The organism is Leclercia sp. M-A074-M (assembly GCF_965195605.1).
Lineage (GTDB): Bacteria > Pseudomonadota > Gammaproteobacteria > Enterobacterales > Enterobacteriaceae > Enterobacter.
Window position 1 is genome coordinate 33205 of the sequence record NZ_CBDAHM010000010.1, and the last position, 24406, is coordinate 57610.

Sequence of the window (24406 nt, forward strand, 5' to 3'; positions counted from 1 at the left end):
AATGCGCTTCAATGTATGAGGCGTAAGCGGCGTCTTTTTCATACTGTCTGCTAGCCCGGAGGGTGGTCGATAACTTCCGCCTCGTCGAGCCTGCGCTGCTCGCGCACCCAATCGCGGTCACAACGGTTTCACAGGATACAGGTGGGTTCCCACTGCACGCTTCCCTGATTTGCTCCTGCTGCTCTTTTGTCCATGAATCAACGGTTCCCGGCTTGTTGGCCTCTATAGCCGCCAGGACATGCGCCAGCGAATTATTCTCAACCACCGTCTTCCCGCTCTGCGCCCCGGCCACTGCCGCAGCCGTACCGTCACCCGCCAGGCCGCCCGCAATACCCGCCGCGATGGTTGCCAGGCTGCTGATGGTCTGCTTCTGGCTTTCACTCAGCTCAGCCACCTCCTTCCCGTACATCTCCTTCGCAATCGAGCCTGCCAGCTCCCCGGCCACGGCACCTGCTGCGCCCGCCAGGGCGCTCTGCCCCTGCATGGCGGCGAGGGCGGCATTCGCCACCGCGTGGGCCGCGGCTTTTTCCATGCCGTCCTCCAGCCCGGAACGGTGCCCGATGACCTCCGCCACGTACGCGTATCCTTACTTTTCTTCATTAAGTTATTCTCAACAACAAAGTCATTAAGTTAGATATAGTTATCGACAAAAAACCATATTAATTCTTTTGGAAAAAATAAAATAAGGCATCCATATAACCACACCAAGTATTCCACTTACTAATAATCTTATGTCATCTGAATTCAGCTGCACGTTAAAAAGAATAGCAGGTAATACAGTAAAGTAGAGAGCAATAATTAATCCTGTTGCATAATAAGTGATCATTATTTTTCGAGTTCCTTTTTTGTGTCTAAAAAACAACCATGCTGCATAAAGAGAAATAATGAATCCATATATCAGAAACGAAAATGCTCCCATAGCGTAATAAGATAAAAAACCAATTTCATTAAAATGATTGAATGCAGTCATGGTGAAGCTGTAAAGTCCATTAGCACTACCAATAACACCCAAGATGAGCCCCAAAGCAGGAAGATACAGTAGTCCATTAATTTTGCTTAATTCCTCTTTCTCACAAGCATCACACAATCCAGACGTTTTGTTTGCTTCTATGATTTTACATTTTATACATTCCATTTTTATTCCCTCGTTCATTCATGGTGTGGCGATAATGTTTGGTTTTGTACCCCCATCACATGGATGGGGATTGCTATGTCATCTTTTTTTACTTTTCCTGTAGCGTTGGTAATAAATCCACCAACAGCCAGACCCTGAAAGAACCCCACAAAATACGCCAGTTTTTATTGCTTTTATAAAGTTAATATTTAGAAAGCTAAAATTAACTGAGTAATACAATGAATAAAAGAACTCTGTCCCAATCTGGACGAGCATAAACCATAGGGAAAAAACTAGCACAAGAGCTAAGTTGAGATACAAGAAAGTAAATAACCAATTAATTTTTTTACTTTTCATTTCTGCGCCTCCGAATGAACATTAATCCATTTTCCGGCCTGATCATTTGAAAATTCAGTTGTCCCGGAACCGAATATATTTCCTGCAACTCCTGGCAACGGATCTAACGGCAAAGGTTTGGATATACCCATGCCAACATCAACCCATCCCCAGTTTTTCCAGTTTGGGTTAATAAACTTATCGAGTTGCCCCTGAAGCACCTTACCGGCACCATAACCCAGCCCGGAAGCCATACCGCTCATTGCTCCACCAATTAACGGATCATCTTCTTTCAGGTAACTGGACGTCGCTCCGCTGCCTGCATTTACTGCCATAGTGCCCCACAAGCCTGTTCCGGCTGTCAATGCACCAGTCCAGTAACCCAGAATGACGTCATTCGGATTTATTTCATGATTAATCAGCATGCCCACTCCTGCATTGGCACCGGCCCCAATCAGGCTGGTCGTAGCTGCGGCTCCCGGCAATAGCGGCCACGCCATTGCACTTCCCATTGCAGCTACCGCTGTTTCACACGACACCGGTGTTCCACTACTGCACGCTTCCCTGATTTGCTCCTGCTGCTCTTTTGTCCATGAATCAACGGTTCCCGGCTTGTTGGCCTCTATAGCCGCCAGGACATGCGCCAGCGAATTATTCTCAACCACCGTCTTCCCGCTCTGCGCCCCGGCCAGCGCCGCTGCCGTGCCGTCACCCGCCAGGCCGCCCGCAATACCCGCCGCGATGGTTGCCAGGCTGCTGATGGTCTGCTTCTGGCTTTCACTCAGCTCAGCCACCTCCTTCCCGTACATCTCCTTCGCAATCGAGCCTGCCAGCTCCCCGGCCACGGCACCTGCTGCTCCCGCCAGGGCGCTCTGCCCCTGCATGGCGGCGAGGGCAGCATTCGCCACCGCATGGGCCGCGGCTTTTTCCATGCCGTCCTCCAGCCCGGAACGGTGCCCGATAACCTCCGCCACGTACGGCGCAGCTGCCCCGGCCAGCGCGGCGCTGAGGTCGCCTCCGGCCGCACCCTTCACGGCGGCGGTGGCGGCCTGGATGGCCCGCTGGATATCGCTGCCGGTGCCGTACTCCGCCATCGCCGTCCGGCCCGCCTGTTCCGCAATCTCCTGCGGCGTCGGGCTGGCGTTGCCTCCGGCCCTGAGCTGCTCTTCGGCGGCACGCAGGGCGGCGGGGTCCTTCATGGCTTTTTGCTGCGCAATCTGGCCTTCGGTGCGGGCAATGTCCGACATCTGACCGCCGATATCGCTGATAAGCTGCGCTTCGTCGAGCCTGCGCTGCTCGCGCGCTTTGTCGAAGATAACGCCGACGGTATCGTTGGCATTCGCCGTGTCGCGGGAGAGGCGGGCGGTATCCTGCGTCTGGCTGGCCGGGTCGCGGATGATGATATCGCCCTGCGCGACGGCGGAGCGGGTGGTGCTTTCGGCGCTGTCATGGTTGTTAATGCCGGCCAGCAGGTTGCTGGCCATATTGCCGGTGAACTGGCCGTCGATGCTGGCCCCGCCCGAACTGAAGCCCGCGCTCTGATGCTCAACCGAATACTCCGCGTGGTTGCGGATATCCCGCCAGCCCAGGGTCCCGGTGTCGAGGCGGTTGTTTTCAGCTGCCGCGGTGGAGGCAATAACGGCGCCATCCAGCTGGGTGTGGCCGCCCGTGCGGATATCAAAGCCGCCGTCACCCGCGAAGAGCCCGGTCTGCTCCTGCACTGATTTGTAATCGCTGTCCATTTTATCGCGACTGGCGCTGATGCCACCCGAGCCGGTCATCGTCCCGAGGCTGAAGTTGCCGCCTGCGTTGATGCCCTTCTGAGTGCTGTTATAGCTGTCGGTGTCCTGCTGGCTTTGCAGGGTAAGATTGCGGCCAACGTCCGCCACTATGTGTTCCCCGCTGGCTTGTGCGCCTCTCAGGGTGGTGTCGCGCCCGCTCACAATCACGAGATTATTCCCGGTGTTCAGCGTGGTTTCGGTGTAAGTGGTGGAATTGCCTTTCTCCTTACCTTTACCGGCATTGAGGCCAGCAGAGAAATTAATGCCCGCACCGCCGGAGCCATAGCCAATACCGACCCCCGCGCTGCCGCCGTGGCTCTCATTTTTACCGTCGAGCCGGGAGGTATTTTGTGCGGAGATAAGGTTTACGTCGCGGCTAGCCTGAATCAGCATATCGTTCTCTGCCGCAAGGCTGCTGCCCTGTACCAGCACATCGCCATCAGTGGCTACCACGGTGAGGTTGTTCCCGGCGGTCAGGCTGCTTCCGCTGGCGTGTGTCTGCTCACGGGTCTGAGTCGTTTTTGACGACTGAGAGCCGTAAGAAAGGCTGATGCCCACAGTGTTATCGTTGCCTTTCTGGTCGCCGGTGGCCTGGTCCAGGCGTAACGCCTGTGACGTCTGCACGCCATAAAGCCCCGCTTTCACCGCCTGAAGGGCCGCCAGACGACCGCTGTCGGCTTCACTGGCGCGTGTCGTTGTACGTACGGCGCTGTCGAGCGCGCTGCCCGCACTGCCAGACAGGGCCAGCGTCAGGCCTGAGGATTTCTGCTCGACCGTATGGGTCTGGCTGCTGCTCTCCGTGGCAGCGACGATGCGCACGTCTTTACCTGCCAGCGTCATGTCGTGACCGGCCACCAGATCGGAGCCGTTCACCTGAAGCGCATTACCGGCAGTCAGCGTGACGTCGCCATTAACCGAGCCGATTGTGCTGCCCCGGTGAGATACATTCTGCGCATCATCCGTCACCTTCAGAGTGTTGCTGCCGTAGCTAAAGCCGATGCCGCCCGTGCCGGAGAAGCCGGACCTTTTCTCCTGCCGCTTATGGCTTTCCTGGCTGCGCTCTTCCGCCGTGGTGATGGTCAGGTTGTTCTGCGCCGAGAGGCGGAGATCGTTATCACCGACAACATCGCTGCCCTGAACGAGCAGGTCACGTCCTGCCTGCATGGTTACGCTGTCGCCGCTGAAGAGGGAGCCCTGCGCTGTCTCGCTGTTCACCACATCGTGGGTAGTAATGGTTTTTTTAGAGAATGCGCTGCTACTGCGGGTGGATTTATGGTGCGACTCGAATTCGCTGCGATCGGTGGCGGCCACGATAGAAATGTCGCGACCTGCGCTGACGCCGAGGCTTTTGCCCGCCTCGACGGAGGCTGCTTCGGCGTTAACGTCGCGTCCGGCCATCATCAGGAGCGAGCCTTCGCCCGCCACCTCGCTGCCCGCCTGCTGCAGGGTGGCCTGCTTCAGCCAGTTATCTTTATCCCACGTCAGGTTATCGCTGGCTGAGGTGGTCACGGTAGCAAGGTTCAGATCGCGTCCGGCGTTAAGTATCGTCTGGCCGTCGCTGCCGCTGTTAACGACCTGCGCGGCGGTCAGGTTGAGATCCTGCCCCGCGTTTAGCACCAGCTTGCCGTCATCCCCCTGCACGTAGATACCCGCCACGCGCTCAATAGTGGTGCGCTCAAAGCTGTTTTTACCGGTCGTGCTTTCTGCGCTGCGGGTGGTGGTAGTGAGGTTGATATCACGTCCGGCAGTCGCCAGCACTGAATTGTGGCCGGAAATCGTACCGCCGATATTGTTGATATCCGTGCGGGCCAGCAGGCTGACGTCCGCTCCCTGAATCGTGCCGGCGCGGTTGGTAAGCATGTCTGCGCTAAGCTGTACCACCTCCCGGCCATGAAGCGTAACGCTGTTCACCAGATCGCGGTTCAGGTTCATCACTACGTTCTGGCCGCCCATCAGCGCGCCAGAACCGTTAACGTCGCCCGGCTGTACGCGAACATACACCTGCGGCACCATTACCGTCTGCCAGCTTCCATCTGCAAGCTGCACGCGGGTATTGACCAGCCACACCATATCTTCTGTCAGCAGGCTCATCTGTTCGGCAGTGAGCGCCACGCCAGGTATGAGCTGATGCGCCTTGCCGAAGGCAATGCCTGCATCCATCAGCGCTCTGAATTGTGTTTCGTCGTCACGGTGATCGCCCAGGTAACGGCCGCCTGTCAGGGCAATGATCTGCTCACGAACCAGCCGCTGTTCGTAGTAACCGTCACCCAGACGTTTGTGCATGTTGTCATGGTTCAGCGCGAATGCGTCCTGCATGTAGTCGCTACCCAGCCACATTTTATTGTTTGTAAATCGCGGATCGGTTTCAATCAGATAATGGGCCTCCGGCGCCGGTAGGGTGTTGAACAGGCTGGTATCCGGCAGACGTGTATCGGGAGCGATCGCGCGGATCACGCCATTCTCCGCGCCGCTGGCAGGCGTTTCGATCCATTTTCCTGACGTATCGCTGGCAGGTGATTCCGGCGAGGCCACATCCACACCGACGGACAGGTCACCGGTTCCATTGAGCACGGCATCTGTCCCGCGTGCGGTGGCGGGGGAGAGGGTCATGCCGCTACCTTCGGCCTGGCTGTTGCCGTCCATCCTGCCGGGTGAGAGGGTAATCGACTGGATCACCGTGGGTGGCACATAGTCTGAGGTGCTTTTGCCCTGCGAGTCGCCGCCTTTTTTGGACTTACGGCTGTAGTGGGTCACGGAACCTTCATCGCTGATCCACCGGCTGCCTTCTGGCATCACGTTATCTACCGTATCGGCGAAGATACCGAGCGTTCCTCCCGCCACAATCTGGCTTTTGTCGTTCAGAACGTGGTTCGCGCTGATGACCATCTGGCCGCCCGAGAGGATCTTGCCCGGGTCGCTCTCTACAATCACCTCCTCTTCAATGGTGCGGGTATAGTTGTACTCGTAAAAGTTGTCATTATTGGCCCCGGTATCATCCGGCGTGTTGAGGTTCAACAGCTTGTCAGCAGAGTTGCGGTCGACAAACACGCCTTCAGTGCTGGCGTCCCAGCGGTCAGGCGATCCCTTATGCTGGTACTCGTGCATCTGCTCGGTGGAGATCCACTGCATTTCGGTGCTGAAATGATCGTTGATGTTATTGAGCTGGCTGACAGAAAGGATCATATCGCCAGCAGATTCAATGGTCGCGCTGTGGTTGTTCAACGTGCGTGCCTGGCCGGTGGCAAAGCCGTTTTCGTTCACCTGACCGCCGATAGCCAGCGCGCCATCGCTGTAGATAAGCGCGTGGTCGCGGTTGTTGATTGTGTCCGCACCGATGTCCACGCGTTGACGACCGGCGATGGTTGCCGCTTTTTCACCTTGCGCGAGGTTGTTTAGCGTGGCCGCCTGGAGTGAAAGATGATCGCCATAGATGCGACCCGTTCCGGCGTTGGTCAGCGTGCCTGCTTTAAGCCACGTCTGGCTACCGTCGATAAGGCCGTAATTGTTGAGATCAGCGGTGACCGTAAGCCACGTCGCGCCAGCGGCAATCTCACCAGTCGTGGTATTCAGCAGGCTGGCGGCGCTGAAGTTAAGCTTCTCACCTGCCAGCAGGTTGCCGCTGTTGGTCACGCTGCCCAGCGTGGTAAAGGTGAGATTATCATTGGCGATGACATCCCCCTGGTTGTCAAAGGCCTGACGCGTGTTGATGGTCATCTCCCCGAGCGAAAGCAATCGCCCATCTCCCGTCAGCTCCTCCGCGTCAATGGTGGCCTTCTCACCGGCTAACGTCACGCCGCCAGTGTTGACAAGGCGCAGAGCCGCACCGCTCAGCGACAGTTCCCCTGCGGCAGACAGTTCGCCCTGGGTATTATCAAGGGTTCCGGCGTTAGCAATATCCAGCGTATCGCCGGAAAGCACCGTTCCTTGGGTGTTATCGAGCTGCTGGCTGACGATTTTTATCTCCAGCCCCTCTATACCTTTCTCCGCCGCCTGGGTGTTGCGGTTAACCAGGGAAGCGGCGTGAAGCGTCACCGTAGCGCCGCTGCGCATCAGCCCCAGGGTGTTGTCGATAAGCCCGGATACGGCGTTAACCATCAGGTTGCCGAGAGACTGTATCTCACCCTGCTGGTTATCCACACGCTCAAGATCCAACGCGATCGCCTGTTCGCTTACCACGCGCCCACCGGTACGGTTGTCCAGCGAAGTTGCCTTCAGCGTAACGTCGCCCTTCGCCCCGAGTGTGCCGTTCTGGTTGTTCAGCTCACCCGTTGCCAGCTGCATCGCCGCCAGGCTATAGAGCGTGCCCTGCTGGTTATTCAGCAGATGGCCGTGCGTATCAAGGGAGATGCCTGTGCCCTGAATAATCCCCTCGCGGTTATCCGTATCGCTTTGTGTTGCGAGCTTCAGCGCCTCCAGTGCGACCAGCTTGCCAGCGATATTGCTGAAGCGGGCGGCGTTCACCGTCGCCCCTTTTCCTGCCAGCACGACCCCGGTATTGTTTTGCAGGTCGTTTGTGGTGATCGACATATTTCCCTGACTGACGATCCCGCCCGCGTCCCCGCTGTCGCGGTTGCTGATATGTTCACTGTTTAGCGTGAGATCGCCACCGCTCTGCACCAGCCCGCCGCTGTCGTTATCCAGCCGTTGCGCAGTAAGGCTGAGATCGCGTTGAGCAACCATAGTCCCTTGCTGATTGACGATCCCGGCCGTTTCCAGACGCGCGTTATCGCCAGAGACCAGCACTCCCTGCGTGTTGTCCAGCGTTTCGGTACTGGCGTTCAGTGCTCCCCCTGCGTGGATGGCGCCGAGCTGGTTATCGATGGCGCTGGCGTGAATATTCAGCTCACCAACACTGACGATGCCCCCCGTGGCGAGGGTATTTTTGTTTGAAAGGCGGCTACCGTGAGTATTGATGGCCATTCCTGCGCCGGACTGGATAAGCCCTTCGTCGTTATTCAGTGCGCCGCTGTCGAGGGCCAGGGTGCTGCGGGCAGCGATTTGCCCGCCGACGTTCGTTACCTGGTTTTTACTGGTGAGTGCGATGTGGCCGTTTTCAGCACTGATAAGCCCGTCGTCATTGCGCAATGTGTCTGTCGTCACGCTGACGTTTTGCGCGGCAGCCAGCACGCCCTCGTGGTTATCCACTCCGCCGGTTGTCTGCAATGAAAGACTGCCCATCTCAGCCGCCAGAATGTGGCCTTTACGGTTATCCAGCGAGGCGGTATTCACAGTTATCGCGGCATTGGCGGCAATCATGCCGTCGCGGTTATCGATTCCGCCCTGTTGGTTGAGTGCCAGCGCCTCTGTCCCGCTCTGGCTGATCTGACCTTTCTGGTTCAGTAACGCTTTCGCCGTAAGCGTGAGTTTCCCGGCAGCCAGCAGGCCGCTGCGGTTATCGTGGGTGCCGGGCGTTATGGCGCTAAGCGTGTCATCCGCCACAATCTGTGCGCTGGCGGTACTTAGATCGCCTTGTCCAGAGTTGAGGGTAATGTTTTTCGCCTGCGTCAGGCTGCCGGAAGCGTCCAAACCTTGGCCGGAGGCGTTCAGGTTACCACCGGCCAGATTCTGTCCGTGCAGTTCTAGCTTACCGCTGGCGCTGAGCATCAGATCTCCACCGCTGCCCATTGTGCCGTCTGGCTGAACGCCTGCGGCCAAGGTACCGGTGTTGGTAATCGTTTTGCCTGTGAGGCTGACATTATGCTGAGCGGCGATAGATCCGCTGTTCTGCACCTCGGCGGTGCCAGAGATGGCAATATCTTCTGAAGACCAGACGGCGCCGCTGTTCTGGATTTGTCCATCGGCGGAGAGGGTGACCATTCCGGCTTCTGCGCCGATGTTGCCCGCATTACGTACGCCGACGCCTTTTTCCGTCCCGCGAAGGCGAATTTTCCCCGCGTACATGCCGCCCACTTGCGAGACATCCAGCGCCAGGCTGGGTTTTGCCGTGCCGTTATCCGCGAGCGCGTCGATCTGTTCATGAGCAGCATCGACGCGGTTACGCCCGGTTGTCACACGTAAATCCTGAGCATGAATGGCGGCGTTTACCTTCACCGCACGACCAATAATATCGGTGTGGTTCTGGCCGGTTGAATCCAGCCCGTTGCCGTTAATGTGAATTTCACCTTGCTCAACCTGATAGCCGGTTATCTTTCCGTTCTGCATCTGCGCGGTACCGGTGGTGAGCGTGGCGCGTCCGGCATTGATAAATCCGCAGCCATTACAGGTAATGCCCGACGGGCTGGCGATGACCACGTCCGCTTTTTGGCCTGCCACTTCGATAAAGCCGTTAAGCTGGCTTGGATTGCGAGCGTTAACCTCGTTGAGGATAATTTTCGCCTCGCCTTTGGCCAGCCATGGGTTGGCAGCGACCATTCCGCCAAGCTGGGTAGCGGTATTTTTATGAGAGTTGTTAAGGATGACCCCGTTCTGGCCGACGTCGAACTGGCTATAAGTATTCCTGGAGACGCCTCCTGCAGATGGCGTCTGGATATTCACCTGCGGTGTACCATTGGCGGTGCTGATGATGGTCGCCTGCTGTTTATTCGGCGCCGATTGATCCGCCACAATCCCGGCCGCCTGTACCGCTATCGCACCGCTTGCCAGCCACAGACCGAGGCTAATCGCACCTATACGGCAGATAAGGTGCTGGTGGTTATGCGAAATCCCGGAAGAGGGCGCGCTGCCGGAACAGCCACGGGCAAGCTCCGATACCACCATCAGCATGCCGCGCGCTTTGTTGAAGACGATACGGTAAAGAAGTTTGTTCATGTGAAAATCCTTTTATTTTTTATCCGTGCAGCGGATGCGTCTTTTTCCAGTCCAGCAGCGTGTCGCGCGTCACCCGTTTGCCATAAAAGGTTCTGATACGACGCCCCTTTTCACCGCCGCGATGCCATAGCGAGCGGCCAATCTGATGCGGGAAAATCTCCTCGCGCAACAGGCGGAACAGGGCTTCCGTATGGCCAAAGGGGGCGATAAAGTCGCGAAACCACAACCGATCCCCGTTGCACCAGTCGGTTTCCGGCAGGACAACCGTCGCGTCGTTGAGATAGCGGTGTTCAGCCTCTTCGTTCATCCATGCCCAGCTCAGAAAAAAGATCGGGCGGCCTTCCTTTTCCACCAGCACGTACTGCTGACGTTTGATAACCGGTAGAAGGACAACGGGCAGCACGTGCAGCGGAGCATCCCGGTGGTTGAAAGAGTGCATCCAAAGCCAGACCGATGCGCCAAAGGCTTCCGCTTCATTAAGGGTATTGCCCAGCACCAGCGGGCAGTGGACCGTAAAATCGCCATAGCGCATCGTCATAGCGCCATATTCAGGTTAAAGCCGAAGGTGGCGGGGCTGGTTTTAAAGCCTTCTGGACGAGAGAACGGCACGCCAGCAAACATGTCAAAGCCCACTTTCCACAGTGTGCCGCGCAGCCCGGCGGCTCCCCCTGCGAGGTGGTTTCCGGTCAGGTATTCCGTTCCTTTGCCTGCCACTTCGCCGTAATCGGCAGCCAGATAGAATTCGGTGTCCGGAAGAGGGAGCTGCCATGAGAGATCGTTACGCACCAGCCAGCCGCGATCGGCATTTAGCGTGCGTTCCCCATCGAAACCGCGGACTGTCCAGCGACCGCCGATAGAGAACTGATCCTGCGTGGTGAGCGGCGTATTACTGGTCTGACGCTGCCATGCAATGTCGTAACGGAAACGCTGGTTGACCAGCGCAAACGGCAGACTCAGACGTGCATCGGTACGTAGAATGCGGCTTAGCGCCGTGGCTTCATCGAACATCTCTTCTGGCGCTGGCTGAGCGCCAAACCAGCGAGTACCGCGTTGATAGCTTATTCCGGCATCCAGCGTTGCCGGGCCAAGGTAGTGACGATGCTGGAGCCCGGCTTTCCACGAGGAGACGTGTCGGCGCTGAACTTCAATTTCTGTGTCACTGATGTAGTTACGCGTCGTACGACTCTCGACGTCCCAGGTGAATGAGGTTTTTTGCGCGCTGCTGCGGTGCAGAACCCGGCTGAGTTGCGCCACCAGACTCTGGCTCTTACCGCTATAACGGTAATCGTCGCTCAGCCCGGCCACCGTCTGGTGATAGTGATAATCGCTGCCGGTAAGAGAAAAGGCCCACCAGCCCACCGGAACAGACCAGTGGGCGCTAAGGTTCTGGTTGCCTTTTTCCGGCCCGGTTTGCAGATCGTGGTTAACGGAAAACCAGAACAGATCGCTCAACGCCAGCGGGTTATCCAGTGAGAGGGTGAGTCCCCCCTGATAGCGCCCGGTTGACGTCGAACCTGCGTCATCCAACGACAGACCAAGCCGCCAGAATTTGCTCTGCTGGCGGGAGATAATGATATCGCTCTCGCCAGGTTGCTCGGCGGGAACAATCTCCATCTCCACCTGCACGGTGGGCAGGCGCTGCAGATTTTCCAGCCCTTGCTCAATGTCCCGCAGATCCAGCAAATTTCCGTCATGTGCCGGGAAGGCGCTATAGAGCCAAAGCCAGCGGCTGCTGTCATCGGTAAAGGTGACGTGCCGAATGGTTCCCGGAATGACGGCCAGCTTCAAATGACCACTTTTAATATCCTGTCCGGGGGCCAGCACACGTGCGGTCGTCCAGCCGTGAGATATCAGCCGGTTCTGAAGCGAACTCATCAGCTGATTAATGCCTTGTGCGCCCAGGCATCTGCCGACCGCACGATCGGCGAGGCGCTGCAATGGCAACCAGGGCGGTAGGGCTTCCTGACCGGTAAGCGTGATATCATGGATAACGAAACAGGGAGATTCGTCAGGAAACGCTGCGCTTGCGCCGTCTTCCACGGTAGTGGCAAGCCGGACATCCGGCACAGGTGGGTTCAGTTGCGCTTCCAGAGCCTGCTGGCGTTGCTGCTGAAGGATAAACTGCCCATCCCCTGGCGCAGCGTTAGTAGCCGTCGTAAGGCAGAATAAAGCGCTGTTGAGGAAAATCGGTATGCACGTCGCCAGGCGTCGAAGTTCCATTTCGATACCATCCCTTACAAAATATAATATTTTAGGGGGCAATAGTGAAGAAGGAGAGGCGGATTATCTATACAGAGAAGGTAAACAGAATCCTAAAATGCAGCGTGCACGTACTGTAGGCCGGGCAAGCTTGCGCCGCCCGGCACTCTCACAGGAGATTACTCCCCTTCACCCGGGAACAGAAACGGGTTAATAGAGCTGCGGGCAAAGCCCTCCTGCTCCATTTTTGCGTCCAGGATCAGCGTTGCGAGATCGTCAGCGACGGCTTCCACTTTCGGGTCTTTTTCCTGATACAAAATCTTCAGGTAGGTGCCGCAATCGCCGCAGCTCTCGGCTTTCACCGCGGACTGTTCATTTTCCAGCGACCAGTAGTGCAGATCGCGGGTCTGTTCACAGTTGCTGCACTTCACGCGCACCACGTGCCACTCGGTTTCACACAGGTTGCAGTGCAGGTAGCGCAACCCCTGAGTGGTTCCAATTTGCACCATGCTGGAGACCGGCATTGAACCGCACACCGGGCAGAACTGGCGGGCTTCACCATATTCAGCGCGGGCTTTACCCGGGATGAGGCTCGCCATTTGCGCCCAGTAGAGCGACAGGGCAGCCCAGATGAACGGGGCTTTATCGCTGCTGACCGAGGCAAAATCAGAGGCAAACAGCGCGCTCGCCATCTGCTCCAGCTCCTGCTCGGAGGCTTTCTCAAGATTCTCGATCACCGCCAGCGCCGGGCCGCTCATCTCAGGCTTCAGTTCGGCAATAAGCGAATGCAGCAGCTTATGCCAGTGCTTGTCGCGCGGCAGAACGTGGATATCCAGCGGCGGTTTGCCCTGCTCGCTCGCCTCTTTAATGCGCGCGGTCAGGTCCATCTGCAGCGGATGGTCGTACAGCACCACTTCCTGGGCGTGGGCGATCAGCGCCGCAAAGCGCAGATAGTCGCCAAGCGGGTTGCTCTCAGCCAGCTCACGCAGGCGTTCCGCGCGGCGGTTGTAGAGGTTTTTTAGTCTGGGGAACAGTAACGGCGGAATCACTTCCGCCGTGCGTTTCTCGCTCGAACCCAGCTCATCTTGCGGGATTATGCGAATACTCATTCAGTTTTCTTTTCCGTTGTCTTTCGGACTTCGCGGTACCAGCGCGGGTGATGTTTCTTCGCCCACGTTTTGGTAACCCAGCCCTCCACCATCGCGGTAATGGTGCCTTTCACCCAGAGGGCGGCGTAGATATGCACCATGATAACCACAATTAACGCCACTGCGGCAAATGAATGCAGCATTAACGCAAATCGGATTACCGGGATTGAGAAAGCAGGCGCAAAGTACGGACGCCAGATGATCACGCCGCTCACCAGCAACAGGACCAGGAAGATAATCGCCGCCCAGAATACGCACTTCTGGCCGAAGTTATAACGCCCGGTGTCACCCACTTCCTCGTTGACGACGATCTTACGAATATTCTTCGCCCAAAAGATATCATCCCGATTGATTAGGTTATGGTGCCAGTAACGGAAAAACATGATGATGAACGAGGCAAACATCACCACACCCACGAACGGGTGCAGGATGCGCGCCAGCTGCGGCGTACCCAGGATCTGCATCAGCCAGTTGAAGGAGGGGAAGAAGAACCCCAGCCCGCTTATCGCCGCCAGCATGAAGCAGAAGGCGGTGACCCAGTGGTTGATACGTTCCGGTGCCGTGTAGCGCACGATGGTGTCACGTCTTTTCATTTGCGCACCTCGTCTTTCTCTTCATCCAGGTTGTCCTCTTCCTCTTCCGCACGGTTCGGACCGACACCCACGTAGTGGAAGATGCTCGCGGCGAAGGTGGCAGCAAAGCCCACCGCTGCCAGCGGCTTCCAGATACCTTTCCAGAACTTCACGGTGGCGCTGATCTCCGGGTTCTCCGGCAGGCCATGGTACAGATTCGGCTTGTCGGCGTGGTGCAGCACGTACATGACGTGCGTGCCGCCAACACCGGCCGGATCGTACAGGCCCGCGTTGTCGTAGCCGCGGGTTTTCAGCTCGGCTACGCGCTCACCCGCCAGGGTTTTCATATCCTCTTTGGAGCCAAAGTGGATAGCGCCGGTCGGGCAGGTCTTCACGCACGCCGGCTCCTGGCCGACGTTCACGCGGTCAACGCACAGCGTGCATTTGTAGACGCGGTTGTCTTCCGGGTTCATGCGCGGCACGTCGAACGGGCAGCCGGCGATGCAGTAGCCGCAGCCGATGCACTGCTCGGACTGGAAGTCGACGATGCCGTTGGCATACTGAATGATCGCTCCTTCCGACGGACACGCCTTAAGGCAGCCCGGATCCGCACAGTGCATACAGCCATCTTTGCGGATCAGCCACTCCAGTTTGTCGTTCTGCTCCACTTCCGAGAAGCGCATTACCGTCCAGGACTTGGCGGTCAGGTCGGCGGGGTTATCATAAACCCCGACGTTGTGACCCACTTCGTCACGGATGTCGTTCCACTCTGAACAGGCCACCTGACAGGCTTTACAGCCGATACAGGTGGTTACGTCGATAAGCTTCGCCACTTCCTGCTGGTGGTCCCGCGCCTGGGGCGCGGGGGTGAACCCGTTAGTCGCGGAACGACGAATGATGTCTTGCGATTGATAAGCCATAAGTCGTCTCCGTTACACCTTTTCCACGTTCACGAGGAAGGCCTTAAACTCCGGCGTCTGCGTGTTCGCATCGCCGACGAACGGCGTCAGGGTGTTGGCAATAAACCCTTTCTTCGCCACGCCCTCATAACCCCAGTGAATCGGAATACCGATGGTATCCACCTCCTGACCGTGAACGTTCAGCGTGCGAATACGCTTGGTCACCACTGCCTTGGCCTTGATGTAGCCGCGGTTAGAGGAGACCTTCACGGTGTCGCCATGGGCGATGCCGAGCTTGTTCGCCAGCTTCTCGCCGATCTCCACAAACTGCTCCGGCTGCGCGATGGCGTTCAGCAGCGCGTGCTTGGTCCAGTAGTGGAAGTGCTCGGTCAGACGGTAAGTGGTGCCCACATACGGGAACTTGTCTTTTTTGCCCAACGCCTCGAAATCGCTCTTAAAGATACGGGCGGCCGGGTTAGAGACCACGTTCGGGTGCAGCGGGTTAGTGCCCAGCGGCGTCTCAAACGGCTCGTAGTGTTCCGGGAATGGCCCTTCCGCCATCTTATCGATAGCAAACAGGCGTCCCATCCCTTCAGGCTGCATGATAAACGGCCCGACATCGCTGCCCGGAGGCGCGGTGCTGTAGTCCGGAATATCCACGCCGCCCCACTTCGCGCCGTCCCACTTCAGCAGCTGACGCTTCGGATCCCACGGGTTGCCCTGCGGGTCAGCAGAGGCACGGTTATAGAGAATGCGGCGGTTCAGCGGCCACGACCATGCCCAGCCCAGCGTATTGCCGAGGCCCGACGGGTCGGCGTTATCGCGGTTAGCCATCTGGTTGCCTTTCGGCGTCCAGCTACCGGCAAAGATCCAGCAGCCGCTGGAGGTGGTGCCGTCGTCGCGCAGATGGGCAAAGGTACTCAGCTGATCGCCTTTCTTCGCCAGCACCGCCCCGGTGGCCGGGTCGATAACGTCTGCCAGCGCCTTACCGTTGCTCTCCATCGCCACCTCTTCCGGGGATGGATTCTCCGGCGTCGAGTAGTTCCAGGTCATGTTCAGCACCGGTTCCGGGTTCGCGCCGCCTTCAGCCGCGTACATCTTACGCAGACGTAAGAAGATACCGGCCAGGATCTCGCCGTCGTTCATGGCGATGCCCGGGGCGTCTGCGCCCTTCCAGTGCCACTGCAGCCAGCGACCGGAGTTAACGATAGAGCCGTTCTCTTCCGCGAAGCAGGTGGATGGCAGACGGAACACTTCGGTCTGAATCGTCGACGGATCGACGTCGTTCGATTCGCCGTGGTTCTGCCAGAAGGTCGAGGTCTCGGTATTGAGCGGGTCAATGGTGACCAGGAACTTCAGTTTCGACAGGGATGCCACAACCTTGTTCTTGTTCGGGAAGGATGCCACCGGGTTAAAGCCCTGGCAGATATAGCCGTTGACCTGGCCCTGGTGCATCATCTCGAAGTACTGGAGTACGTCGTAGCCTTTGTCCCACTTCGGCAGCCAGTCAAAGCCCCAGCTGTTTTCCGCCGTCGCCTTGTCACCGAAGAAGGCTTTCATCATCGAGACGAAGAACTTCGGATAGTTGCTCCAGTAGTTCACCTGGCCTTCAAGCAGCGGTTTCGGGGTGCTGGCCGTCAGGTAGGTTTGCAGGTCGGTCTGTTTTTCGCTTGGCAGGCTCATGTAACCGGTCAGGCTCTGCGACAGCAGGCCGAGGTCGGTCAGACCCTGAATGTTGGAGTGGCCGCGCAGGGCGTTCACGCCGCCGCCTGCCATCCCCATGTTGCCGAGCAGCAGCTGAACCATCGCCATGGTACGAATGTTCTGCGCGCCGATGGAGTGTTGCGTCCAGCCGAGGGCATACAGGAACGACGCGGTTTTATCGTGAACGCTGGTTTCAGCGATCATCTCGCACACCTTCAGGAAGTCCGCTTTCGGCGTCCCGCAGATGTTTTCGACAACCTCCGGCGTATAGCGGGAAACGTGCTCTTTCAGCAGGTTCCACACGCAGCGCGGGTGTTGCAGGGTGGTGTCGCGCTTCGCAAAGCCATTCTCGTCCAGCTCGTAGTTCCAGCTGGTCTTGTCGTACTTGCGTTTTTCGGCGTCATAACCGCTGAACAGGCCATCTTCGAAGTGGTAATCCTCACGCACGATCAGGCTGGCGTTGGTATAGGCTTCGGTGTATTCGCGGTTATATTTTTCGTTAGTCATCAGGTACAGCAGTACGCCTGACAGGAAAGTGATGTCAGTACCTGAACGAATAGGGGTGTAGAAATCCGCCACCGACGCTGTACGCGTAAAGCGGGGATCGATCACAATCAGTTTCGCACCGTTGTGGATTTTGGCTTCCATCGCCCAGCGGAACCCAACAGGGTGCGCTTCAGCGGCGTTACCGCCCATCACCACAATAAGGTTGGCATTTTTGATGTCGACCCAGTGGTTGGTCATCGCACCGCGACCAAATGTTGGAGCAAGACTTGCTACCGTTGGTCCGTGTCAGACACGCGCCTGGTTGTCGACTGCGAGCATACCGAGTGCGCGCGTAAATTTCTGGGTTAAATAGCCGGTTTCGTTGCTGGAGGCCGAGGCGCACAGCATGCCGGTGGAGAGCCAGCGGTTTACCGTTACGCCATCTGCATTCTGGGCAATAAAGTTGGCATCGCGATCTTTTTTAATCAATGTGGCGATGCGGTCAAATGCCTCTTCCCAGCTGATTTGCTGCCATTTATCTGAACCTGGCGCACGATACTCAGGATATTTCAGGCGGCTTTCGGAGTGAATAAAGTCCACCAGACCGGCCCCTTTCGGGCAGAGCGCGCCGCGGTTAACCGGATGATCCGGGTCCCCTTCAATATGGAAAATAGATGCTTTGGCGTTTTTCGCGCCGTCGCCGAGGCTATACATTAACAGCCCACAGCCGACGGAGCAGTATGTACAGGTATTACGGGTTTCGCGGGTGCGCAGCAGTTTATACTGCCGCGTTTCCGCCAGCGCGACGCCGGGCGCAAAGCCCAGTGCTGCTGCCGTGGTGCCTGCCATACCGCCAGCGCAGATCTTAAAGAACTGCCTTCTGCTGACCTGCATGGGTCACTCCTTGTTTCGACATTGCTACCCTTCACTCTTCACGCCTGCGCGAATTATTTGGGGTCATTATTGTTTTACTTCACGGTTGATTTTTTGACCGCAAAGTTGAAAATTTGCGTTAAACCCTCATTTCCACGAGGGGTATGCCAGAATACCACAATGTCGGTACGCTTGTTCCAACGGCGTTAAAACAAAGTGAACGTATTATCACGGTGATGATTATAAAATGTGATATTGATCACATGGTGCCCCCGAACTGTTACAAACCTGTTCATGCGTCGGGTTTGTCCCTCAGGTAAAGTTGCGCGGACAGAGCGGTAAAAATTGATCCATACTATGCGCCAGGCCGGAAAAGTATGGTGCAATAGCAGGCCTCCCCACGTGGTTGCTCAGGAAATGCGTTGTGTTGAAACAAAATGGTGATACCCACCTTACGTCACTGCCTGCCGGTGTGGCAGAACGCCGGGTACACAGACCCCCTCAGATTAGCCTCCCGACTCCCGATTTTCTGGCGGAAGAGGTGCCCGTCGCGCTGGTTTATAACGGTATCTCCCATGTGGTAATGATGGCCTCCCCCAAAGATTTGGCGCTGTTTGCCATCGGCTTTTCGCTGTCTGAAGGCATCATTGAGCACCCGCGTGAGATCTACGGCATGGAGGTGATATCCGTTTGCAATGGTCTCGAAGTGCAGATTGAGCTCTCCAGCCGTCGTTTTATGGCCCTCAAAGAGCGCCGCCGCGCGCTGGCCGGACGCACCGGCTGCGGCGTCTGTGGCGTGGAGCAGCTTAACGATATTGGCAAGCCCGTGGTGCCGCTGCCGTTCACCCAGCGCTTTAACCTGGCCCACCTCGATCGGGCGCTTGCGCATCTCAACGACGTGCAGCCTATCGGGCAGCTAAGCGGATGTACCCATGCCGCCGCCTGGGTATTACCGAACGGCGAGATTGCGGGCGGGCATGAGGACGTCGGGCGACATGTGGCGCTGGATAAACTGTTGGGCCGTCGGGCCGGGGAAAGCGACGTCTGGCAGCAGGGCGCTGCGCTTGTCTCCAGCCGCGCCAGCTATGAGATGGTGCAGAAGGCCGCTATGTGCGGCGTTGAGATCCTGTTTGCCGTCTCGGCCGCCACCACCCTGGCGGTGGAGGTGGCAGAGCGCTGTAACCTGACGCTGGTGGGCTTCTGCAAGCCGGGAAGGGCCACGGTGTATACCCATCCGGGGCGTCTGATAATTGATCAATAATTTTGAATGTTGAGAGCAAATCCTTCCGCTATCAGTTGTCGGTGATGAGGTCTATTATTTATCACATCAAGGCACGGCGCCTTACACCAACAACTTACTGAAAGGATTTACATCATGAAAAGCATCAAAACTTTTGTCGCAGTAATCGCTCTGGCTACTTCTTTCGGTTCTTTCGCTGCCCAGTCCGTCACCGCCTCCGCCAGCACCATTGAAGGCGCGGAAGCGAAAATTGCCGCTCAGGCTGAGCAGGCAGGCGCCTCCTCTTACACCATTACTCAGGCCTTCTCCGGTAACCGTGTCCACATGACCGCTGAACTGAACAAATAAGCACACAGCATCTGTCGAAAGAGCGCCCCCGGGGCGCTTTTTTAGTTTATGCCCGCCAGACGTAATAGCGCCGTCACCACCGCCGCCGCGACAATCACGAAAATCAACGGTACCTTGCGCCAGGCGAGGAACACCGCAAAGGCCACACCCAGCACCCGCGCCATCCCGGCGAAATGTTCCCCTTCATAGAAGGTGGTCGCCAGCGCCACCGAAAAGAGCAATACCGTTGCCGCATCCGAGAGCAGCGCCTGGGAGCGTTCAGAGAGGGCTAACCGGCTGCCCAGTTTCGCCCCGCCGAGACGCATCAGGTAGGTTCCTGCGGAAAGCAGGGCGATGCCGAGAATAAAGACGGTCATATTTTCCATTATTTCTTCCTCGCCGCGAGACCAAGCAGGGAGAGCAGCACGGGCAGCCCCACCGGCGCAAATGGCACCGCGGCCAGGGACAACGCCGCCCCGCTACAGGCGCGAATCAGCGTGGTGCGGTTTTTAAAGGCGGGCACGACTAAGGCCAGCAAAATGGCCGGGAAGACCGCATCCAGCCCGATGGTCTCCGGCTCCGGCAGCAGTTTGCCGACCATCGCCCCCAGCAGAGTACCCAGCGGCCAGATGATGGCCACCTCCAGGCCGCAGAGCCAGTAGGCGGCTTTGCGCTGTTCCGGCGTTTTTTGCGACAGGCCAAAGACCACGCTTTCGTCATTCATAATGTGACAGCCCAGCAAGCTGGCGCCGCGTTTGCCCACCAGCTCACGCACCGTTACGCCAAACGGTACGTGGCGGGCATTGACCAGCAGCCCGGCGGCGGCCGCGGCAAGGGGATTACCGCCGCTGGCGACAATGCCGATAAACATAAATTCCGAGGCGCCCGCCAGCACCGAAATGGAGAGTACAAACGGCACCCACAGCGGAAAACCGTACGCCATCGCCAGCGAGCCGTAGGACATCCCCACGACGCCCACCGCCAGACAGACCAGGATGATGGCTTTGACCGTGTCGCCATTGAGACAAGAGAACGTGTGCTTCATACAAATTTAGCCATATCGAACGAGTATCCATTATAATGAACGCAATAAGATCGTTTATCAAGATGAACGATTCGTTCGTTTTAACAGTGTGTGAGATCGTTTTATGACGCAGCCAATTAGCGTGATCGCCAAAAGTCTGGTGCGAGAGCGTACGCGGACCGGGCTTTCACTGGCGGAGATCGCCCGCCGTGCCGGGATCGCCAAATCCACGCTCTCCCAGCTGGAGTCCGGTAACGGCAACCCCAGCCTCGAAACGTTATGGTCGCTCTGTGTGGCGCTGGATATTCCGTTTGCCCGCCTGCTTGAACCGCAGCAGCCTGCCACCCAGGTGATCCGCCTGGGTGAAGGCACAAAAGTGGTGGCGGAACAGGCAAACTATGAGGCCATTTTACTGGCGGCATGCCCGCCGGGCGCCCGACGCGATATCTATATTTTGATGGCCCAGCCCGGCGCGGACCGTATCTCCCATCCGCACCCGCCGGGTTCGGTTGAGCATATTATTGTGATGAAGGGGCGGGCGCTGATTGGCCTGACCGAATCGCCCGAGGAGCTGGGGCCAGGGGACTATATTTGCTATCCTGCCGACCAGCCGCATCTCTTCAAAGCCCTTGAGCCCGATACGTATGCGCTCATGGTGGCGGAACAAAACTAACCCAAAGACACGGATAATCATGTCGCTTAAAGCCATTGCTAAAGAACTGGGACTGTCGGTAACGACGGTAAGCCGCGCCCTCAACGGCTATTATGACGTTTCCAGCGAGACGCGGGCCCGTGTGGAGGCTGAAGCGCAGCGGCGCGGCTATCGCCCGAATACCTTTGCCCGGCGTCTGAAGATGGGCAAGATCGACGCCGTGGGGCTGGTCTTTCCGGTTCATCCCGTTCCGCTCAATAACAGCGTCTTTATGGACATGGTCGGCGAAATTAGCCACCAATTAGCGCGTCATGAGATCGACTTACTGCTCATTGCCGACGACGATCTGGCTGATAAACACAGCTATATGCGGATGGTGCAGAGCCGTCGTGTGGATGCGCTGATTGTGGCCCATACGCTGGATAACGATCCGCGTCTGGAGCAGTTGCAGGCCGCCGGGTTCCCCTTCCTGGCGCTCGGGCGCAGCCATCTGCCAAAGCCCTATGCCTGGTTCGACTTTGATAACTATGCGGGCACGCATACTGCCACCCAGCACCTGATTGCGCGCGGGCATCAACGCATCGCGTACCTGGGCGAAAGCCACAATCAGGCTTTTATCACTCAGCGCCGTCAGGGTTATCTCGATGCCCTGAAAGAGGCCGGACTCTCCAGCGAATGGCTGCGCACCATGCCGCCTTCACGCCGCGCAGGCTATACCACTACCCAACAACTGCTGGCGCTGGATGCGCCCCCGACAGCGATCGTCACCGATTGCAACACTCACGGTGACGGTGCGGCGATGGCGCTGGCGCAGATGGGACGCTTAACCGGCGAGCATGCCGTGTCGCTGGTGGTGTATGACGGCCTGCCGCAGGACAGCATTGTCGATATCGACGTGGCGGCGGTGATCCAGTCCACCCGTCAGGGCGTGGGTAAGCAGATCGCCGATATGGTGCTGCAACTGATTAATGGCAGCGAAATAAGCCAGCTTCAGGTGTTATGGCAACCGGAATTCTCTCCGGGCCAGACGGCATAATTCTCCCTAATTTCTAAACCCGATCACAAATCCGAAACGTTTTGGTTTGTATCCGAAACGTTTCGGATCAACACTCAGGATATCCCGATGACAGGAGATGTCCGATGCAAGAGGCTATTTTACGACTCGCGAGCGAAACGGTGGATGTGGTGATCAAAACCCATCCGTTCGCCGAAATTCTTTACTGGGGGCCACACCTTCGCCACTTTTCGCCGCAAGATGCGGCCACGCTTTCCCGCCCGATTGCTAATGGCCGGCTTGACGTTGACTCGCCGGTGACGCTGATGGCGGAGCTTGCCCACGGCCTGTTTGGCGCGCCGGGCATTGAAGGCCACCGTCAGGGTCTGGATGGTTCGCCACGGTTTCGGACCGTGGCAGTCGCGCAGCAGGGGCAAAGTCTGATCCTCACCGCCGAAGATGAGATCGCTGGCCTGCGTCTGACCAGCGAGATAGCCCTTGATGACAGCGGCGTGCTGGCGGTTCGTCACGGCCTGACTAACCTCAAAAGCCAGCCGTGGCAGGTGGAGCGCCTGGCCGTCACCCTGCCGCTGGCGGAGCGTGCCCGCGAAGTGATGGCCTTTCATGGCCGCTGGATCCGCGAGTTTCAGCCGCATCGCCTGCTGCTGGAGCACGACAGCTTTGTGATTGAGAACCGCCGGGGCCGCAGCTCCCACGAGCATTTCCCGGCGCTGATCGGCGGCACGCCGGGCTTTAGCGAAATGCAGGGTGACGTCTGGGGCGTGCATCTGGGCTGGAGCGGCAACCATCGCCTGCGCGCGGAGGCCAAAACCGATGGCCGCCGTTATCTGCAGGCCGAAGCGCTTTACCTGCCGGGGGAAATGGCGGTGGAGGAGGGGGAAACCCTGTGGACGCCACGCCTTTATGCCAGCTACTCCGCGCACGGGCTGAACGGTATGAGCCAGCAGTTCCACCGCTATCTGCGCGCCAACATCATCCGCTTTCCGGAGAACAAACCGCGCCCGGTGCATCTCAACACCTGGGAGGGGATCTACTTTAACCACGACCCGGAATACATCATGCGGATGGCGGATGAAGCGGCCTCGCTGGGGGTGGAGCGCTTTATCATCGACGACGGCTGGTTCAAAGGCCGCAATGACGACCATGCCGCGCTGGGGGACTGGTATCTCGACGAGCAGAAATACCCCAACGGCCTGACGCCGGTGATCAACCACGTCAAAGATCTCGGGATGGAGTTTGGCATCTGGGTTGAGCCGGAGATGATTAACCCGAACTCCGATCTCTGTCGCGCCCACCCGGACTGGGTGCTGGCCCTGCCGGGGTATGAACAGGCCACCGGCCGCCACCAGTGGGTGCTGAACCTCAACATTCCTGCCGCTTTCGACTACCTGCTGGAGCGCATGAGCTGGCTGCTGGGTGAGCATCAGGTTGACTATGTGAAGTGGGACATGAACCGCGAGCTGGTGCAGCCGGGCCATAACGGTAAGGCCGCGGCCGATGCCCAGACCCGCCAGTTCTACCGCCTGCTGGATATCCTGGGCGAGCGCTTCCCGCACGTGGAGTTTGAATCCTGCTCCTCCGGCGGCGGGCGTATTGACTATGAAGTGCTGACCCGCTGCCATCGCTTCTGGGCCTCGGATAACAACGACGCGCTGGAACGTAATACTATCCAGCGTGGCATGAGCTACTTCTTCCCGCCGGAGGTGATGGGCGCGCACATCGGTCATCATAAATGTCACGCCACTTTCCGCCAGCACAGCATCGCCTTCCGGGGCCTGACGGCGCTGTTCGGCCATATGGGGCTGGAGCTGGATCCCCTCGCCGTGGATGAGCAGGAGCGCGAAGGCTACCGGCACTACGCGGCCCTGCATAAGCAGTGGCGCGAGGTGATCCACCACGGCACCCAGTGGCGGGTGGATATGCCGGACAGCACCACCCTGGCGCAGGGAATTGTGAGCGCGGATCAGCGTCAGGGGCTGTTTATTGTCAGCCAGATGGCGATGCCGGACTACACCCTGATGATGCCGCTGCGTATGCCGGGGCTGGCGGCCAACGCCCGGTACCGCATCACGCTGCTCGATCACCCCAATATCCGCCTGACCGGGGAGGGAGGGCACACCATGCGCAAGCTGCCGGCCTGGATGGAGACGCCGCAAACGGTGAGCGGCGAATGGTTGATGCAGGCGGGGCTGGCCCTGCCGGTTCTGGATCCGGAAACCGCCATTCTGATTGGCGTTGAACGCGTATAAGGGTAACGGGCCGGGCAAC

General features: G+C 58.0%; 15 protein-coding genes and 1 pseudogene. 5 read left to right on the forward strand and 11 right to left on the reverse strand.

Annotation, left to right across the window (positions count from 1 at the left end):
• Nucleotides 1–241: 241 nt before the first annotated feature.
• The 9 genes and pseudogenes from ACOKCT_RS19080 to fdnG all read right to left on the reverse strand — a co-directional run.
• A pseudogene (locus ACOKCT_RS19080) lies at nt 242–577 on the reverse strand (VENN motif pre-toxin domain-containing protein); the annotation flags it as partial.
• Nucleotides 578–640: 63 nt separating this feature from the next.
• Nucleotides 641–1135, reverse strand: a complete 495-nt coding sequence (locus tag ACOKCT_RS19085; protein ID WP_420193783.1) for a DUF2569 domain-containing protein — start codon at nt 1133–1135, stop codon at nt 641–643.
• Nucleotides 1136–1467: 332 nt separating this feature from the next.
• A complete protein-coding gene (locus ACOKCT_RS19090; RefSeq protein ID WP_420193784.1) occupies nt 1468–9999 on the reverse strand; it encodes a hemagglutinin repeat-containing protein in 8532 nt (2843 codons plus the stop codon).
• 19 nt (nt 10000–10018) lie between these two features.
• Nucleotides 10019–10531 (reverse strand): toxin-activating lysine-acyltransferase, encoded by a 513-nt coding sequence (locus ACOKCT_RS19095; RefSeq protein WP_214422625.1) that lies wholly within the window; start codon nt 10529–10531, stop codon nt 10019–10021.
• Nucleotides 10532–10533: 2 nt separating this feature from the next.
• A complete protein-coding gene (locus tag ACOKCT_RS19100) occupies nt 10534–12219 on the reverse strand; it encodes a ShlB/FhaC/HecB family hemolysin secretion/activation protein (protein ID WP_156655391.1) in 1686 nt (561 codons plus the stop codon).
• 158 nt (nt 12220–12377) lie between these two features.
• On the reverse strand, nt 12378–13307 hold the full coding sequence (gene fdhE / locus ACOKCT_RS19105) for a formate dehydrogenase accessory protein FdhE (protein WP_103825281.1): 930 nt from the start codon (nt 13305–13307) through the stop codon (nt 12378–12380).
• Nucleotides 13304–13939, reverse strand: coding sequence for a formate dehydrogenase cytochrome b556 subunit (fdoI, locus tag ACOKCT_RS19110; RefSeq protein ID WP_103177557.1), 636 nt, complete (start codon nt 13937–13939; stop codon nt 13304–13306). Before fdoI ends, fdhE begins: the two co-directional genes overlap by 4 nt.
• Nucleotides 13936–14838: a formate dehydrogenase subunit beta gene (gene fdxH, locus ACOKCT_RS19115; RefSeq protein ID WP_103177556.1), complete on the reverse strand. Its 903-nt coding sequence runs from the start codon at nt 14836–14838 to the stop codon at nt 13936–13938. Before fdxH ends, fdoI begins: the two co-directional genes overlap by 4 nt.
• 12 nt (nt 14839–14850) lie before the next feature.
• A complete protein-coding gene (gene fdnG / locus ACOKCT_RS19120; RefSeq protein WP_139156309.1) occupies nt 14851–17901 on the reverse strand; it encodes a formate dehydrogenase-N subunit alpha in 3051 nt (1016 codons plus the stop codon).
• A gap of 403 nt (nt 17902–18304) precedes the next feature.
• Here fdnG and fdhD point away from each other — a divergent pair, with 403 nt between their 5' ends.
• On the forward strand, nt 18305–19141 hold the full coding sequence (gene fdhD, locus ACOKCT_RS19125; RefSeq protein WP_156655389.1) for a formate dehydrogenase accessory sulfurtransferase FdhD: 837 nt from the start codon (nt 18305–18307) through the stop codon (nt 19139–19141).
• A gap of 114 nt (nt 19142–19255) precedes the next feature.
• Nucleotides 19256–19468 (forward strand): DUF1471 domain-containing protein, encoded by a 213-nt coding sequence (locus ACOKCT_RS19130; protein WP_159340292.1) that lies wholly within the window; start codon nt 19256–19258, stop codon nt 19466–19468.
• Nucleotides 19469–19509: 41 nt separating this feature from the next.
• Here the strand turns inward: ACOKCT_RS19130 and ACOKCT_RS19135 are convergent, their stop codons facing one another.
• Both ACOKCT_RS19135 and ACOKCT_RS19140 read right to left on the reverse strand, forming a co-directional pair.
• On the reverse strand, nt 19510–19833 hold the full coding sequence (locus ACOKCT_RS19135) for an AzlD domain-containing protein (RefSeq protein WP_103825275.1): 324 nt from the start codon (nt 19831–19833) through the stop codon (nt 19510–19512).
• The gene (locus ACOKCT_RS19140) at nt 19833–20492 is read right to left on the reverse strand and encodes an AzlC family ABC transporter permease (protein ID WP_420193785.1); all 660 of its coding nucleotides are present in this window, start codon (nt 20490–20492) and stop codon (nt 19833–19835) included. The genes ACOKCT_RS19135 and ACOKCT_RS19140 overlap by 1 nt, the downstream gene beginning before the upstream one ends.
• Before the next feature lie 103 nt (nt 20493–20595).
• Between ACOKCT_RS19140 and ACOKCT_RS19145 the strand changes: the two genes are divergently transcribed.
• From ACOKCT_RS19145 to ACOKCT_RS19155, 3 genes are all read left to right on the forward strand, one after another.
• Nucleotides 20596–21144, forward strand: a complete 549-nt coding sequence (locus ACOKCT_RS19145) for a helix-turn-helix domain-containing protein (RefSeq protein WP_103177540.1) — start codon at nt 20596–20598, stop codon at nt 21142–21144.
• Between the two features lie 19 nt (nt 21145–21163).
• Entirely contained in the window at nt 21164–22159 is a 996-nt protein-coding gene (locus ACOKCT_RS19150) for a LacI family DNA-binding transcriptional regulator (protein ID WP_103177539.1), read from the forward strand.
• A gap of 104 nt (nt 22160–22263) precedes the next feature.
• Nucleotides 22264–24387, forward strand: coding sequence for an alpha-galactosidase (locus ACOKCT_RS19155; RefSeq protein WP_420193786.1), 2124 nt, complete (start codon nt 22264–22266; stop codon nt 24385–24387).
• Nucleotides 24388–24406: the final 19 nt, after the last annotated feature.